Genomic DNA, 15,062 nt, shown 5'->3' with positions numbered 1-15,062 from the left:
GTCCAAACAGTGAAGCTGACACTGGATCATCGGACCGAAGCCCTACCAGCGTTGATATGCAGACATTTGATCCATCGAAATGAACCCAAGCCGCCCACATATCTCTTCAGATACTCGCGATGTCAAATAGCGCAGAAGCAAAAACCAACCGGATGCGCCCTGACTTGTTCGGCGCGCCCGCCCGGATATGCCTCTGATATGTTACCGTCCAGTCCCCCGGAGCACCGCCCCGCCGTCCCGTCCGGCCTCCCGATCAGCACCTCAGCGCCGCCGGTGAGGGGGTATTTACGAATTGCGCCGGGGGTCCGCAAGAGGGATTTTCCGGAAATGTCATCTTTTTTTCATCTTGCTGGAAAAGTCTTTTTTCTCAGATGATTACAGCCATATCACGACTATACCTCCTGCTGTGGCCGCTCGAAATTTCTGCAGGGCAGAAACCTTGCCTTCTATATCTGGGGGTGCTCACAGGAATCCCCCCAAGAGAGCGCCATAGAAACGCGAGTCGGGCCGGGGAGTCGCACCCGAGTCAGCAGAAACCTCGACGCTTCATCGTTCGGATTCGCTGGGTCGCCGGCTATCGAATGGAAGAACCGGGCCCCATGGCCCGGGTTCTCCGTCCCATCACGTTGTTTGGTGCGGCGTCATCGCGATTCAGACGTCTGCGGCCCTGGATGTCTTGCGCCGTAGTCCGAACGCACCGAGTCCTAACAGCAGAAGCGGCAGGGTGGCCGGCAGGGGCACGGATGCAACCGTAACGTTGAAACTGTTGAAGGTCGACGCGGTATTCGCCGAGCCGTTTGTCGTCGTGAACGTGTAGGTCACACCACCCAGCAGGCTGAGGGGACCTCCGGCAAAGCTGAAGGTCAGACCCGGATCTCCCAACGCGCCGAAGTTGCTGAAGGTGTTGCCGGTCGACGAAACGCCCGTTCCGGTGACATCGAAGATCGCGGTCAGGTTTCCGGAATTCAGCGGGCCGTGGCCGATGTAACTGTTCAGCAGGACATCAGCGCTGGCCGTCATGGTAAACACCGACGGATTGCCACCTCCGCCACCGAAACTCAGCGCCCAGGGCGGCGTCGTGCCCAACTCGCCTGCCCCCCAAGGGCCGACATTGCGGAACTGTCCGCCTGCAAAGGTAAACGTGACACCGTCTACGCTTTCGGTGAACTGCGTGATTGGCCCCGATGTCCCGAAGGCATACACCGGCGTGCTCGAGAAGGTGTTGTCGGTAAAATCGATGACCGCAGCTTCGGCGCTCAGGGCGCAGATCGAAAAAGCGGCAGCTATGGCAAGACGTCTCATTCAAATACTCCATGATCAGGCAATGCACGGAGGATACGAATGGCTGTTCAGGTCGTCAAGAATTCAACCGCCGCGCGAAGCTTGACGGAGCCAAAAATCACGACGTGGTGTCTTGATCCGGAAAAGAAGCAAACCGATCACGATTGCCATGTAGACCAGCGGCTCGATCTGAAGGCCTTTGACCAGCATCACGAAGTGCAGGGCTCCAAGCAAGCTCGCTGCATAGACCAGCTTGTGCAGGCTTTGCCAGCGCTTGCCAAGTTTGCGGATCGACCAGCGATTGGAGGTCAGCGCCAGCGGAATGAGCAGCACGAAGGCCGCCATGCCGATGGTGATATAGGGGCGCTTCAGGATGTCGGCCCAGATCTGGCTGGCGATCTGCACGTCGAGGAACAACCACACGGCAAGATGCGCTGTGACATAGAAGAAAGCCATGAGGCCAAGGCTGCGGCGGAATTTCAACAGGTTGATGCCCGCGTGGCGGCGCAGCGGGGTCACACAGAGCCCGGCGATCAACAGTTTCAGCGCCCACTGCCCGTATTCATGTTCCAGCGCCTTGATCGGCTCCACGCCGAGTCCGCCGGTGAGACCGAGATAAAAGAGCCAGGGTGCGGGCAGGGCCAGCAAGACATAAACCACCCAAGTCGGAACCCGGCGGGCAAAAGCGTTGATCTGGTCTTTCATCAGAAGTTTTTCCGCAGGTCCATGGCCTCATAAAGCCCGGCCACCTCGTCATATCCATTGAACATCAGTGTTGGTTTGCGGCGGGAGAACAGCCCACCCCCGAGCGGCCGTTCCGTGGCCTGCGACCAACGGGGATGGTCGACCTCCGGGTTCACGTTGCTGTAGAATCCGTATTCCCGCGCGTTCGCCTTGTTCCATGAGGTCGGCGGCTGGGTATCGGTCAGGGTGATGCGGATAATCGACTTGATTGACTTGAACCCGTACTTCCACGGCACCACCAGTCGCAATGGCGCACCGTTCTGGTTCGGCAGCGGCTTGCCGTAAAGGCCCGTCGCCATGATCGTCAGCGGATGCTTGGCCTCGTCGAGTCGCAGCCCCTCGACATAGGGCCAGTCGAGCACGGGATAGCGCACCCCGGGCATTTCGTCCGGGCGCAGCACGGTCTCGAAGGCGACATACTTCGCCTCCGGTTTCACCCCCGCCATCTGAAGCAGGTCGGCCAGCTCGAAACCGTTCCACGGCACCACCATCGACCAGGCCTCGACGCAGCGGAAGCGGTAGATGCGCTCCTCGATGGTCATCTTCTCCATGATCTCGGAGAGGGCATAGTCGCCGGGGTTGTCCACCATCCCGTCGATCTTCACCGACCACGGCGAGGTGGTCAGGGTGTGGGCATTGGCGGCGGGGTCGGTCTTGCCCGTGCCGAACTCGTAGTAATTGCAGTAGTTGGTGATGTCCTCGTAGCTGTTTGGCTCCAGTGCGTCCTGCGCACGCGACTGGCCCGGCGTGGCGGCGAGGATCGACCCTGCGCCAAGCCCTGCGATCAACTGTCGGCGGTTGAGAAACACGCGCTCCGGCGTGATGTCGTCATGGGTCAGGTCGTTGGTCCAGCGCTTGGCCATCGTGGTGTCTCCTCGTGTGTCCTTGCGGCAAGAAATAAGCGAGATCGCCTGATCCGCCAAACCACGTCGTCTCACATATGCGTCGGGGCGCTGTAACAATCGGCTTTGCAGTCAGGGCTCTAGCTCATTCGCTTGAGGGCCTCCTGGAAGATCGGATGCCCGCCGGTCGGATCGCCGGTCAACTTGACCGAGGGGAACAGCACGTTCATCTGCTCGGACGAGCCATCATCCTTTACCAGCCGCACGTGCCGACGCCGCATCAGCCGCGGTTCGGCCACGCCCACGGAATGGGCGATGGTCTCGACCTCGTGGATCACCGCCTTGGCGTAGCGCGCCACGCGCTTGTCTTTCTCTTCGACCACCAACCCCTGCTGCAGCCCCTTGTCATGAGTCGTGATGCCGGTCGGGCAGGTGTTCTTGTTGCATTTCATCGCCTGAATGCAGCCAAGCGAGAACATGAACCCCCGGGCCGAGGCCACGACGTCCGCCCCGGCGCAGATCGCCCAGGCGACATCGCCCGGCTGCGTCAGCTTGCCGGAGGCAATGATGCGGATACGATCATGCAGCCCGGCGAGATCGCGCAGGTCGACCATGCGGATCAGCGCCTCCTTCAGCGGCATCCCGACCAGATCCATCAGCGGCATCGGCGCAGCACCCGTCCCCCCTTCCCCGCCGTCGACGGTGATGAAATCCGGGGCGTAGTCCGTGCCACGCTCCCGGATAAGCTTGAAGAAGTCGAACCAGGGGTCGGCGGAGCCCATGCAGGTCTTGAATCCCACCGGCTTGCCCGTCACCTCGCGGATATGGTGGATCAGGTCGAGCAGATCGCCGAAATCGTCCACTTCCTTGTGGCGGTTCGGCGAGATGCTCGGCTTGCCCTCCTCGATGCCGCGGATCTCCGCGATCTCCTTCGAGACCTTCTCGCCGGGGAGGATTCCGCCCTTGCCGGGCTTCGCCCCCTGGCTCAGCTTGATCTCGAACATCTTCACTTCCGGATGCGCCGCCATCTGGCGCAGCTTCTCGTCCGAGAGGTTGCCCTCCTTGTCCCGCACGCCGTATTTCGCCGTGCCAATCTGGTAGACGATGTCGCAACCGCCCTCGAGATGGAACGGCGACAGGCCGCCCTCCCCCGTGTTCATCCAGATGTTGGCCAGCTTCGCTCCCCGGCTCAACGCCCGCACTGCCGGTTTCGACAGCGCGCCATAGGACATGCCGGAGATGTTGAAGATCGACGGCGCGGCGTAGGGCTCTCGGCAGGTCGGACCGAAAACCATCGGCTCCGTCTTGCCGAACTGGTCGTCCAACGGCGGGAAGACCGCGTTCATGAAGATCGGCGTTCCCGGGATGTTGAGGTTGCGCGTCGATCCGAACGCTACAGAGTTGGACGTGCCCTTCGACGCCTCGTCCACCCAGTTGCGCTGCGCCCGGTTGAAGGGCATCTCCTCGCGGTCCATGGCAAAGAAATATTGCCGGAAGAATTCACCCAGAGTGGTGAACAGGTGGCGGAACCGCCCGATCACCGGATAATTGCGCAGAATGGCATCCGCCGTCTGCGTCCGGTCGATCACGAAGAAAACGACGGCGAGCAGGACCGCGACTCCGATCATGAAAACGAAGAACAGGGCCAGGTACTGCAGCACGATCATTGCGAAAACCATATTCACCTCCCGGAATGTGTTGATTTGCCTCACTGCAAATCCGCGCTTGTGCCCTACTCTGTCACATCAGGCAGGATTAACCACAGTTTCTGTGGGATTCGTGAATGGGAGAGAGAGATGCGAAAATATTTGCTCGCAGCCACGCTGGTCATCGGGACCGGCGCCGCAGCACAGGACATGATCACTTACGACACCGATCAGAGCTTCGATGATGTCGTCTTCGGGCTCGAGAACGCCATCCTCGACGCCGGCCTCGTCGTCGACCACATCAGCCACACCGGCGAGATGCTGGAGCGCACCCGCGCCGATGTCGGCTCCGACGTGGTGCTGTTCGAACAGGCGGACATCTACAGCTTCTGTTCGGCGCAGATCAGCCGCCAGGTGATGGAAGCCGATCCGATGAACGTGGTCTTCTGTCCCTACGACATCTTCGTCATCGTCCGCCCGGAGAAACCGGACGTCACGACCATCGGCTTCCGCACCTATCCCGAGGGCGCGATGCAGGCAGTGCAGGAGATGCTCGACGGCATCGCACGGGCGGCAATCGGTCTCGAATAGATCACGCCTGTTCACGCTAATTCGATTGGAAACCCGAAAGGCGCGCGGCTTAGGCCGGGCGCCTTTTTCGTCAAGGTCGAGGACGCCCGAAATCGCACTGATCCGCCGTGATAACCGCCGCGTAGGAGTGTGCAAGATGTGAAGGACACATCTGCAACCCTTTGACCTGTTCCCAGGAGGAGACCGACATGTTTCGCAGAACTGCCCTTGCCCTGATCGCCGCCACCGCCCTGTCCACCCCCGCCTTCGCCGGAAGCCACGGCATGGCCAAGGACATCGTCGACACCGCTGCGGAGGCCGGCAGCTTCACCACGCTGCTCGCCGCTGCAGAGGCCGCGGGCCTTGTGGACACGCTGAAGGGCGACGGTCCATTCACCGTCTTCGCACCGACCGACGCCGCATTCGAAGCCTTGCCCGAAGGCACGGTCGAGTCGCTGCTCCTGCCGGAGAACAAGGACAAGCTGACCGCGATCCTCACCTACCACGTGGTGCCGGGCAAGGTCATGTCCACCGACCTGACTAACGGCATGATGGCCGCCACCGTCGAAGGCGATGAAGTCACCATCATGACCGAAGGCGGCGTCATGGTGGACGAGGCCAACGTCGTGCAGGCGGACATCGAAGCGTCCAATGGCGTGATCCACGTCATCGACGCGGTGATCATGCCGGAATAATCCCGGCCAAAGACCGAAGCAATCAACTCCGTCGCGCCCAGCGCGGCGGGGTTTTTTCATGAGACGGGGACGCAGGCGCATCAGACCGCAAGTATTTTCGGCGTCCCGAAAATTGGCCTCAATTTGACCACAATTATTAAGAATTTATCGGATTGTCGCGCAGCAGGAACGAGCACCAGATGGCAGTCCCACCCAACCTCCAATCGCTATTCTACACGTACACGAGCGGGAGTGACTCCATTCTCGGCACGTCGCTTGGCGATCATCTGCGCGGCGGCAACGGCGGCGATACGCTGGACGGCGGTGCTGGCAACGACAGCCTTTTCGGCAACAATGGCAACGACACGCTCTATGGCCGTGACGGACAGGACTCGCTGCAAGGCGGTGCCGGCAACGACCTCCTCGACGGCGGTGCCGATGACGACACACTGCGCGGCGGCAGCGGCAACGACACCCTGCGTGGCGGCGATGGCAACGACTACCTGAACGGCAGCTGGGGCAATGACCTGCTCTCCGGCGACGCGGGAAACGACAGTCTGCTCGCCGGGAACGGGAATGACACAGTCTACGGCGGGGACGGCGGCGATTTCCTGCAGGGCGGCTATGGCAACGACACCCTCCTTGGCGAGGCGGGTGACGATACCCTCCAGGGCAATTATGGCGACGACCTGCTCGACGGCGGCCCCGGCAATGACCAGATGCACGGCGGCAACCACGACGACACGCTTCGGGGCGGCGACGGCGACGACGCCCTGCGCGGCGGCTCCGGCGATGACCTGCTCGAGGGCGGAGCGGATGAGGACACCCTCTGGGGCGGCACCGGGGACGACACGCTCAAGGGTGGCAGCGGAAACGACCTGCTGTTCGGGGAATCCGGCGATGACACGCTCTACGGCGGCGACGGCAACGACTCGCTCTACACCAGCTCCGGCGACGACGTGGCCTATGGCGACGCGGGCGACGACAAGCTCTACGGTTTCTCCGGCGACGATCTGCTGAGCGGCGGGGACGGCAACGACACACTCTCAGGCGACTACGGCGAGGACACGCTGCTCGGCGGCAACGGCGACGACCTTCTCAAGGGCGGCGACAGCCATGACCTGCTCTTCGGCAACGACGGCGACGACACCTTCTATGGCGGCACCGGGGCGGACACGCTCTATGGCGGCAACGGCAATGACGTGATGAAAGCCGAGAGCGGCAATGACCTGCTCTGGGGCGGAAACGACAACGACTGGCTGCTCGCCGGGCTCGGTAACGACACGCTGCAAGGCGGCGCAGGCAACGACACGCTGAACGGCGGCCCGGGCAGCGATCTCATGCGCGGCGGCACCGGAACCGATGTCTTTGTCTTCGATCCGGATTTCGGCAGCGACATCATCCAGGATTTCTTTCCCTCGGACGATATTCTCGACCTGTCGGCGCTGAACCTGCCGGGGGCGGCGGCGCTCGGTCTCTCGACTGTCGCAGGCGGGTTGGAAATCGACATCGCGGGACAGGGCAGCATCCTCGTCGAGGGTCTCACGATTACGGACTTCGACGACATGACCGTGCTGTACTGAGGGTGCCCTGAAAAACGGGCGCCTCCGGGACAGGGCGGCCGCGATCTCATCGTATGCCGAAGGTTGCAGAAGGCGATCGGCGCTTGCGATGGCACGGTGCACCATGGTCGCAAGGCTTGCGGCACGGAGGGTCAATCGGACTCACGTGGTGTATTCCGCTCGTCCTGAAGTCACACAACATCCTGCGCCGCCGTTTCCAGACCGGGTGATTGCTTTGAGACATGCGCCGAAGGATGGGCCTCCCGAAGGCTGTACCCAAACCGCTATGCGGCAGCGCCTCGCCATCCGAGCCGTGCCGCGATAGGGTAGGCATCAGGAGGACAGACAGGCCATGACCATCACGCAGGAAGACGAACTCAACGGGCTGAAAGAGATCGGCCGTATCGTCGCCAACACCATGCGGACCATGGCGAAGGCCATCGAGCCGGGCATGACCACGCTGGAGCTGGACCGGATCGGCGCGGCCTTGCTGGAGGCCGATGATGCGGTCTCCGCGCCGCAAAGCACCTACGGTTTTCCCGGAGCGACCTGCATCAGCATCAATGAAGAGATCGCGCACGGCATTCCCGGAACGCGGGTCATTCAGGCGGGCGATCTGGTGAACATCGACGTATCCGCCTCGAAGAACGGCTTCTTCGCCGACACAGGCGCGACCTTTCGGGTCGGGCCGGTCAAGCCATCGCTGAACAGGCTCTGCCGCGACGGAAACCGCGCCATGCAGATCGGCATAGCACAGGTCGGCGCGGGCAAGCCCCTGGCCGGGATCGGCAAGGCGATCGGCCGGTTCGCCAATTCGCGCGGGTATACCCTGATCCGCAATCTCGCCAGCCACGGTGTCGGCCGGGCGCTGCATGAAGAACCGGGCGAGATCGCCACATGGCCCAACCGCGACCGGCGGCGCATCAATCGCGGCCTTGTCCTGACGGTCGAACCTTTCCTGTCCACGGGCGGTCTTTGGGCCGACCAGGGCGCTGACGGCTGGACGCTCTACAGCAGCCCCGCCGCGCCCGTCGTGCAATACGAGCACACGGTCGTCGCCACCGACCGCGGCGCGATGATCGTCACGATGCCCGGATAAGCGCCAAGGCAGACAGCGAAAAGCCCGGCCTCCTCGCGGGTGCCGGGCTTATTGTTTTCACGTACCGATCAATGCACGACGGCGTCGTCCGGCTTGGGACGGTTGGTCGCCCCGACCCGATCGCCGATCAGCAGGCCCTCGGCCCCGGCGCTGACCGGAACAATGTCGCCATCCTTCACATCCCCCGCGAGCAGCATCTCCGCCAGAGGATTCTGCAGGGCACGCTGGATCACGCGCTTGAGCGGGCGGGCGCCGAACACCGGATCATAGCCTTCGTTCGCCAGCCAGTGCTTCGCCGCGTCGTCCAGCTCCAGCCGGATCTTCCGCGCCGCCAGCCGCTTCAGCAACCGCGCCATCTGGATGTCGACGATGCCGTCCATATCCTTCCGCGCAAGGCGGTCGAAGATGATGGTCTCGTCGAGACGGTTCAGGAACTCGGGGCGGAAATGCGCCCGCACCGCGTCCATCACGTCGCGCTTCGCCTGCGCCGCGTCACCGTTCTCCGGCAACTGGCTCAGGGCCTGCGAGCCGAGGTTCGAGGTCAGCACAATCAGCGTCTGCTTGAAATCCACAGTCCGGCCCTGACCATCGGTCAGCACGCCATCGTCGAGAACCTGCAACAGCACGTTGAACACATCCGGGTGCGCCTTCTCGACCTCGTCGAACAGCACGACCTGATACGGACGGCGCCGCACGGCTTCGGTCAGAACACCACCCTCGTCATAGCCGACATAGCCCGGAGGCGCACCGATCAGACGGGCGACCGCGTGCTTCTCCATGAACTCCGACATATCGATGCGCACCATCGCGTTGTCGTCGTCGAAGAGGAACTCCGCGACGGCCTTCGTCAGCTCGGTCTTGCCAACACCCGTCGGTCCGAGGAAGAGAAACGACCCCAAAGGCCGGTTCTCGTCGTTCAGCCCCGCCCGCGCCCGGCGCACCGCATTGGCCACCGCCGTCACTGCCTGGTTCTGGCCGATCACCCGCTTGTGCAGGTTCGCTTCCATCCCGAGCAGCTTCTCGCGCTCCCCTTCGAGCATCTTGCCCGCCGGGATGCCGGTCCAGCGTTCGACGACCGAAGCGATCTGATCCGGGCGCACGGCCTCTTCGACCATGACGTCACTATCATCCTGCGACTCCGCCTCGGCCAGTTGCTTCTCCAGCTGCGGAATGACGCCGTAGGACAGCTCCCCGGCCTTCGCCAGATCACCGACCCGCTTGGCCTGCTCAAGCTGCGCCCGCGCATGGTCGAGCTTCTCCTTGATGTCCCGCGCACCGGCCAGCTTGTCGCGCTCGGCCTGCCACTTGGCGGTCATCTCGGCGCTTTGCTCCTGCAGGTTCGCCAGATCCACTTCCAGCTTTGCCAGCCGGTCCTTCGACGCCTGATCGTCTTCGCGGCGCAGCGCCTCGACCTCGATCTGCTTTTGCAGGATGTCGCGGTCCAGCGCGTCCAGTTCCTCGGGCTTGGAGTCCACCTCCATCCGCAGACGGCTGGCGGCTTCGTCCATCAGGTCGATGGCCTTGTCCGGCAGGAAGCGGTCCGTGATGTAGCGATGCGAGAGCGTCGCCGCGGCCACCAGCGCGGAGTCCGAAATCCGCACGCCGTGGTGCAACTCGTACTTCTCCTTGATGCCGCGCAGAATGGAGATCGTGTCCTCGACCGTCGGCTCCTGCACGAACACCGGCTGGAACCGCCGCGCCAACGCCGCGTCCTTCTCGACGTGCTTGCGGTACTCGTCCAGCGTCGTTGCGCCCACGCAATGCAACTCGCCCCGTGCCAGCGCCGGTTTCAAGAGGTTCGATGCATCCATCGCGCCATCCGCCTTGCCCGCGCCGACCAGCGTGTGCATTTCGTCGATGAACAGGATCACCTCACCGGCCGCCGAAGTCACCTCCGACAGCACGGCCTTCAAACGCTCCTCGAACTCGCCGCGATACTTCGCCCCGGCAATCAGCGCGCCCATGTCGAGTGACAAAAGCCGCTTGTTGTGAAGCGATTCCGGCACGTCGCCGTTGACGATCCTGAGGGCCAGACCCTCGGCAATCGCGGTTTTGCCCACGCCCGGCTCGCCGATCAGCACCGGGTTGTTCTTGGTCCGACGCGACAACACCTGCATCGCGCGGCGAATTTCCTCGTCGCGGCCGATGATCGGGTCGATCTTGCCTTCACGCGCCCGCTCCGTCAGGTCCGTCGCGTATTTCTTCAGAGCGTCATAGCCTTCCTCGGCGCTTGCGCTGTCCGCCGTGCGCCCCTTGCGCAGGTCGTTGATCGCGGTGTTCAGCGCCTGCGGCGTCACCTTGCCCGCGTCCAGTGCCTCCTTCGCGGCACTCTTGACCATGCCCAGCGCCATCAGCATGCGCTCGACCGGCACGAAACTGTCGCCAGCCTTGGACGCCAGCTTTTCCGCCTCGTCCAGCACCTTGCCGGTGGCCGAATCCATGTAGAGCTGCCCGGCGTCGCCGGTCACTTTCGGGATACGCGCAAGTTTGGTGTCCAGAACCTGCATCACCCGGGACGGCTCGCCGCCCGCGCGTTTGATCAGGTTGCTCGCCATGCCCTGCTCGTCGTCCATCAGGGCCTTCAGCAGGTGTTCGGGCGCCAGTTTCTGGTGGCTTTCCCGCATTGCGATGGTCTGTGCGGCCTGAATGAATCCGCGCGACCGTTCCGTGAACTTCTCCAAGTTCATGGTTTCTCTCCTTCCATAAGCGCCCCTTGGGATTGGCTCGCGCCCGGCTTGGCGGCACGCGGCCGGTGGGGCCTCTGCGATCAAGATGGAGGCCCGCGCGTCCGGGTTCAAGAGCGCCAAGTTGCAAAAATGCAACTTTCTGTAATGCACGGAATCTTAAATGAAACATGCGAAACCTCCGCATCTTCAGAGGCAGGACCATGTACATCAAACGTGTCGAGTTTTCCGGGTTTCGCGCCGATCTTCCCGGCGGGTCGGGCAGCGGCTGCGTCGCGTTGATCACGGACAGCACGCGGGTCCAGATCCCGCTGACCGTGCCCCACGCCGTCGAGGTGCTCAAGAGCCGCCATCGCCTGCGCCTTCTGGCCCTCGCGCTGAAACAGGCGCGGCGGATGCCGGAGTATCTGAACGGGGAGGAAATCCGCTTTGCCCCCGGCATCCTCCCCCATGGCCTGACCTCGGCGGACAGGCCGGACCCGACCCCGCCGTGCACAGCGGACTTGACGATTCCCGCCCCTGCACCCAAAAGCGAGCGAACTCCCTTCCGCCGCAGAAAGGTGCCACCATGTCCACCCCCGCCGATGACCGCCTGATCGTAGCCCTCGACGTTCCGACCGCACTGGACGGTCTGCAGATGGCCAATGCCATCGGCGATGCGGTCTCCTTCTACAAGATCGGCCTCGGCATGCTCACCGGCGGCGGGCTGGCGCTCGCCAACGAGCTCAAACAGGACTTCGGCAAGCGCATCTTTCTCGACATGAAGCTCTTCGACATCGGCGCGACGGTCGAGCACGCGGTGCGCGGGATTGCCCGGTACGACCTCGACTTCCTCACCGTGCACGGCGATCCCTACGTGGTCCGCGCCGCGAAGGAGGGGGCGAGCGGCAAGGACCTGAAAATCCTCGCTGTCACCATCCTGACCTCGCTCGACCGCGACGACCTCGACGGTGCACTGATCCGGCCCGGCGACATCGCGGAGATCGTCACCGCCCGCGCCGCCCGCGCCTTCGAAGCCGGTGCCGACGGTGTCATCGCCTCCCCGAACGAGGCCGCCCTGATCCGGGCCCTGCCGGAAGCCGAGGGCAAGCTGATCGTCACTCCCGGCGTGCGCCCTGCCGGGGCCGATGCCGGGGACCAGAAGCGTATCGCGACCCCGGCCAGCGCCATCGCCAACGGCGCCGATCACATCGTCGTCGGGCGTCCGATCCACACCGCGCAAGACCCCCGTGCCGCCGCGCAGGCCATCGTGGCCGAGCTCAACGCGTAACGCGCCCGCTCGCCGCGCCTCGACACGCCCCGGCCTTCGGTCGAAAACCGCGTGGCGGAATGCTACGGGGAACACGGCTGCGTGAGTCCCCCTTCCGGTGTTGGAACAGAATGCCCATCTGAAAGTTATCCACAGGAACCCGCGTCCGACGTGGATACCATGACAGGAGGCATTTCAGATGTCGCGCAGCAAGACGGAACTGGGGGAAATCCGCTACAACCCCGCAGAACAGTGCTTCGAAGCGCTGGTTACCTTTCACGGCACGACCGGCACCCGCCGCGTCCCGAGCAGCTTCTACGCCCCTCTCGACACCGATTTCGAGGTGGTCAGCCGGGCGCTGCACCAGGCGGCGATGAGCCGGATCAACCGGCCCGACTCGATAAAAAGCCGTCTCGAAAAGGCGCCGCAGCCGCTGCCGAAACCGCAGAAAAGCGGCTTTGACTGGCAGGCGCTGCTGCACGGGCACCGCGCCGCCTGATTTAGAAACACGTATTCGGAAACCGCCCGCTTTCACTGTCCCCCGAAAGTCGGCGGTCGCGTGGGCCGGGGCATCTCTCGCCCCGGCCCACCCAGGTCAAAAGCTCTTTCTGGTCAGATATCCGCGCAGGACATTCCGAAAGTGCGGGATGGCGCTGCCATCGGCGAGAAACGCATCCGGCGACATGGCCTGCCAGCCTTGCCCCTCATCACCCATGCGGATGTCCCCGAGCGCGTCCTCGTTCAGATGGGCGGCAAAGAACCAGCTGACCTGATTGGGCACCACACGCAGATGCGCCATCTGTAACGCCGTCTCCGGCACAAGCAGACCAACCTCTTCCCGGGTCTCGCGCAGGGCGCAGGCTTCCGGGGTCTCGTCGCCCTCGCGGCCGCCGCCCGGAAAATCGAGCGCCCCGGGCCAGACCAGCCCCGGCTTCACGTCCCGCCGCAGCACCACCAGCCGGTCGCCCGCAAACAGCATCAGCTTCGCGCCGGTGAACGTCTGACGTGCATCTGCCATTCCCTGCCCTTTCAAACCGCTGTATCCTGCGCCCATGCCCGCCCTTTGCCGCGACTGTCTCACGCAATTCGAAACCGGACGCCGCTGCCCCGCCTGCGGCCGCCCGCGCGTGCTCGTGCATGACGAACTCTACAGCCTCTCCATCGCCCATATGGACTGTGACGCCTTTTACGCCAGCGTGGAGAAGCGCGACAACCCGGAGTTGGCCGACAAGCCCGTGATCATCGGCGGCGGCAGGCGCGGCGTGGTCTCCACCGCCTGCTATGTCGCCCGCATCCGGGGCGTGCGCTCGGCCATGCCGATGTTCAAGGCACTGCAAATCTGCCCGGACGCCGTGGTCATCAAACCCCGCATGTCGGTCTATGTCGAGGCCTCCCGCGCCATCCGCGCCATGATGGAGGAGCTGACCCCGGCCATCGAGCCGCTCTCCCTCGACGAGGCCTTTCTTGATCTCACCGGCACCGCCCGCCTGCACGGCGCACCGCCCGCCGTCATGCTCGCCCGTTTGACGAAACGGATGAAAGACGAGCTCGGGCTGACCGGCTCCATCGGTCTCTCGCACAACAAGTTCCTGGCCAAGATCGCCTCCGACCTCGACAAGCCGCGCGGCTTCTCCGTGATCGGACAGGCGGAGACGCAGGCCTTCCTGCGCCCGAAACCCATCCGCCTGATCTGGGGTGTCGGCGCCGCGACGCAGGCGCAACTGGAGAAGGCCGGAATCCGGACTTTCGACGACCTGCTGCGTTGGGACTTGCGGGACCTGACCGCCCGCTTCGGCTCCATGGGGGACCGGCTGTGGCATCTCGCGCGGGGACAGGACAAACGCCGTGTCACCCGTGACGCGCCGATGAAGAGCATCTCGAACGAGACCACCTTCGGCGAGGACACCGCCGATCCCGACATCCTCGACGGGCACCTGTGGCGCATGGCGGAGAAGGTCGCAGACCGGGCGAAAGCGAAGGGCCTCGCCGGGCGGGTCGTCACGCTCAAGATCAAGCGCCGCGATTTCAAGCTGATCACCCGCCGTCACGCCCTGCCCGAGCCGACGCAGATCGCCGACCGCATCTACCGCACCGCGAAACCGCTCTTCGATCAGGTCAGGAGCGAAGGCCCCTTCCGCCTGATCGGCTGCGGCATCTCGGACCTTTGCCCGGAGAGCATGGCCGACCGGTTGCCCGACCTGCTGGACCCACAAGCCCTGCAGCGGGCCAAGGCGGAACGCGCGACCGACGCGCTCCGCGCGAAGTTCGGCGATGGAGTCATCCTGAAAGGCCGGGCGTTGCGCTGATGCGCCTCACATGACCGCGTCTTCCTCATCCTGGGCGTCGTAGCCAAGCGCCTCCAGCCCGGCTTCGAGATTGTCGGCGAGATGCGGTGTGCCGATCAGGTAATCGGCCGTGGGCGTCGATGCCTCGCCGTAGGCGGTTGCAAAGGCCTCTGACCATTCATCCGAATCGAAGGAGCCGCGCCCGATCCACATGATCGCCACCAGCGCCGCCTGCTCCTCCTCGTCCATCCGGTCGATCAGCGCCCGGAGTTCACCCTCGGCGCGGCTGAGTTCCCGCGCCATGACGATCACCGCCGCCACTTTCCTCACACTGATCTGGTCCATCGCGCCTCTCCTTCACCTGTTTGCAGGCTATCATAGAAGGGCACGGCTTTCGTCGGCCTTGATCTTGCGCAAACCGGCGGG

The 15,062-nt window shown here is 63.8% G+C and carries 15 protein-coding genes; 8 read left to right on the top strand and 7 right to left on the bottom strand.

Annotated elements, in window-relative coordinates; genetic code table 11:
* Positions 1 to 651: 651 nt before the first annotated feature.
* From ACP159_RS20760 to ACP159_RS20745, 4 genes are all read right to left on the bottom strand, one after another.
* The gene (locus ACP159_RS20760; protein WP_425101633.1) at positions 652 to 1,302 is read right to left on the bottom strand and encodes a PEP-CTERM sorting domain-containing protein; all 651 of its coding nucleotides are present in this window, start codon (positions 1,300 to 1,302) and stop codon (positions 652 to 654) included.
* 63 nt (positions 1,303 to 1,365) lie between these two features.
* Positions 1,366 to 1,986, bottom strand: coding sequence for a protein-methionine-sulfoxide reductase heme-binding subunit MsrQ (gene msrQ / locus ACP159_RS20755; RefSeq protein WP_425101632.1), 621 nt, complete (start codon positions 1,984 to 1,986; stop codon positions 1,366 to 1,368).
* Positions 1,986 to 2,888 carry a protein-methionine-sulfoxide reductase catalytic subunit MsrP gene (gene msrP, locus ACP159_RS20750; protein ID WP_425101631.1) on the bottom strand — a complete coding sequence of 301 codons (903 nt, stop codon included), beginning with the start codon at positions 2,886 to 2,888 and terminating at the stop codon, positions 1,986 to 1,988. Before msrP ends, msrQ begins: the two co-directional genes overlap by 1 nt.
* Before the next feature lie 119 nt (positions 2,889 to 3,007).
* Positions 3,008 to 4,546: an FMN-binding glutamate synthase family protein gene (locus tag ACP159_RS20745; RefSeq protein ID WP_425101630.1), complete on the bottom strand. Its 1,539-nt coding sequence runs from the start codon at positions 4,544 to 4,546 to the stop codon at positions 3,008 to 3,010.
* A gap of 117 nt (positions 4,547 to 4,663) precedes the next feature.
* Here ACP159_RS20745 and ACP159_RS20740 point away from each other — a divergent pair, with 117 nt between their 5' ends.
* From ACP159_RS20740 to map, 4 genes are all read left to right on the top strand, one after another.
* A complete protein-coding gene (locus ACP159_RS20740; protein WP_425101629.1) occupies positions 4,664 to 5,104 on the top strand; it encodes a DUF302 domain-containing protein in 441 nt (146 codons plus the stop codon).
* A 188-nt stretch (positions 5,105 to 5,292) separates the two neighbouring features.
* Entirely contained in the window at positions 5,293 to 5,778 is a 486-nt protein-coding gene (locus tag ACP159_RS20735) for a fasciclin domain-containing protein (RefSeq protein ID WP_425101628.1), read from the top strand.
* Positions 5,779 to 5,957: 179 nt separating this feature from the next.
* On the top strand, positions 5,958 to 7,340 hold the full coding sequence (locus ACP159_RS20730; protein WP_425101627.1) for a calcium-binding protein: 1,383 nt from the start codon (positions 5,958 to 5,960) through the stop codon (positions 7,338 to 7,340).
* Between the two features lie 331 nt (positions 7,341 to 7,671).
* Positions 7,672 to 8,418: a type I methionyl aminopeptidase gene (map, locus tag ACP159_RS20725; RefSeq protein WP_425101626.1), complete on the top strand. Its 747-nt coding sequence runs from the start codon at positions 7,672 to 7,674 to the stop codon at positions 8,416 to 8,418.
* Between the two features lie 68 nt (positions 8,419 to 8,486).
* On the opposite strand, the gene clpB is transcribed toward map, so the two are convergent.
* Positions 8,487 to 11,105 carry an ATP-dependent chaperone ClpB gene (gene clpB / locus ACP159_RS20720; RefSeq protein WP_425101625.1) on the bottom strand — a complete coding sequence of 873 codons (2,619 nt, stop codon included), beginning with the start codon at positions 11,103 to 11,105 and terminating at the stop codon, positions 8,487 to 8,489.
* A gap of 200 nt (positions 11,106 to 11,305) precedes the next feature.
* On the opposite strand from clpB, the gene ACP159_RS20715 reads away from it, so the two are divergent.
* The 3 genes from ACP159_RS20715 to ACP159_RS20705 all read left to right on the top strand — a co-directional run bounded on the left by ACP159_RS20715 (position 11,306) and on the right by ACP159_RS20705 (position 12,850).
* The gene (locus ACP159_RS20715) at positions 11,306 to 11,698 is read left to right on the top strand and encodes a hypothetical protein (protein WP_425101624.1); all 393 of its coding nucleotides are present in this window, start codon (positions 11,306 to 11,308) and stop codon (positions 11,696 to 11,698) included.
* Positions 11,671 to 12,372 (top strand): orotidine-5'-phosphate decarboxylase, encoded by a 702-nt coding sequence (gene pyrF / locus ACP159_RS20710; RefSeq protein WP_425101623.1) that lies wholly within the window; start codon positions 11,671 to 11,673, stop codon positions 12,370 to 12,372. The genes ACP159_RS20715 and pyrF overlap by 28 nt, the downstream gene beginning before the upstream one ends.
* Positions 12,373 to 12,550: 178 nt before the next feature.
* The gene (locus ACP159_RS20705) at positions 12,551 to 12,850 is read left to right on the top strand and encodes a hypothetical protein (protein ID WP_425101622.1); all 300 of its coding nucleotides are present in this window, start codon (positions 12,551 to 12,553) and stop codon (positions 12,848 to 12,850) included.
* Positions 12,851 to 12,946: 96 nt separating this feature from the next.
* Here the strand turns inward: ACP159_RS20705 and ACP159_RS20700 are convergent, their stop codons facing one another.
* Positions 12,947 to 13,369 (bottom strand): NUDIX hydrolase, encoded by a 423-nt coding sequence (locus ACP159_RS20700; RefSeq protein WP_425101621.1) that lies wholly within the window; start codon positions 13,367 to 13,369, stop codon positions 12,947 to 12,949.
* Between the two features lie 34 nt (positions 13,370 to 13,403).
* On the opposite strand from ACP159_RS20700, the gene ACP159_RS20695 reads away from it, so the two are divergent.
* Entirely contained in the window at positions 13,404 to 14,657 is a 1,254-nt protein-coding gene (locus tag ACP159_RS20695; RefSeq protein ID WP_425101620.1) for a DNA polymerase IV, read from the top strand.
* Positions 14,658 to 14,663: 6 nt separating this feature from the next.
* Here the strand turns inward: ACP159_RS20695 and ACP159_RS20690 are convergent, their stop codons facing one another.
* The gene (locus ACP159_RS20690; protein WP_425101619.1) at positions 14,664 to 14,981 is read right to left on the bottom strand and encodes a DUF3775 domain-containing protein; all 318 of its coding nucleotides are present in this window, start codon (positions 14,979 to 14,981) and stop codon (positions 14,664 to 14,666) included.
* Positions 14,982 to 15,062 lie beyond the last annotated feature (81 nt).

Source organism: Tropicibacter sp. S64, from assembly GCF_049803835.1.
Classification (GTDB): Bacteria; Pseudomonadota; Alphaproteobacteria; order Rhodobacterales; family Rhodobacteraceae; genus Pacificoceanicola.
Note: the sequence above shows the minus strand (reverse complement) of the source record. Positions and strands in the feature narration are given on the sequence as shown.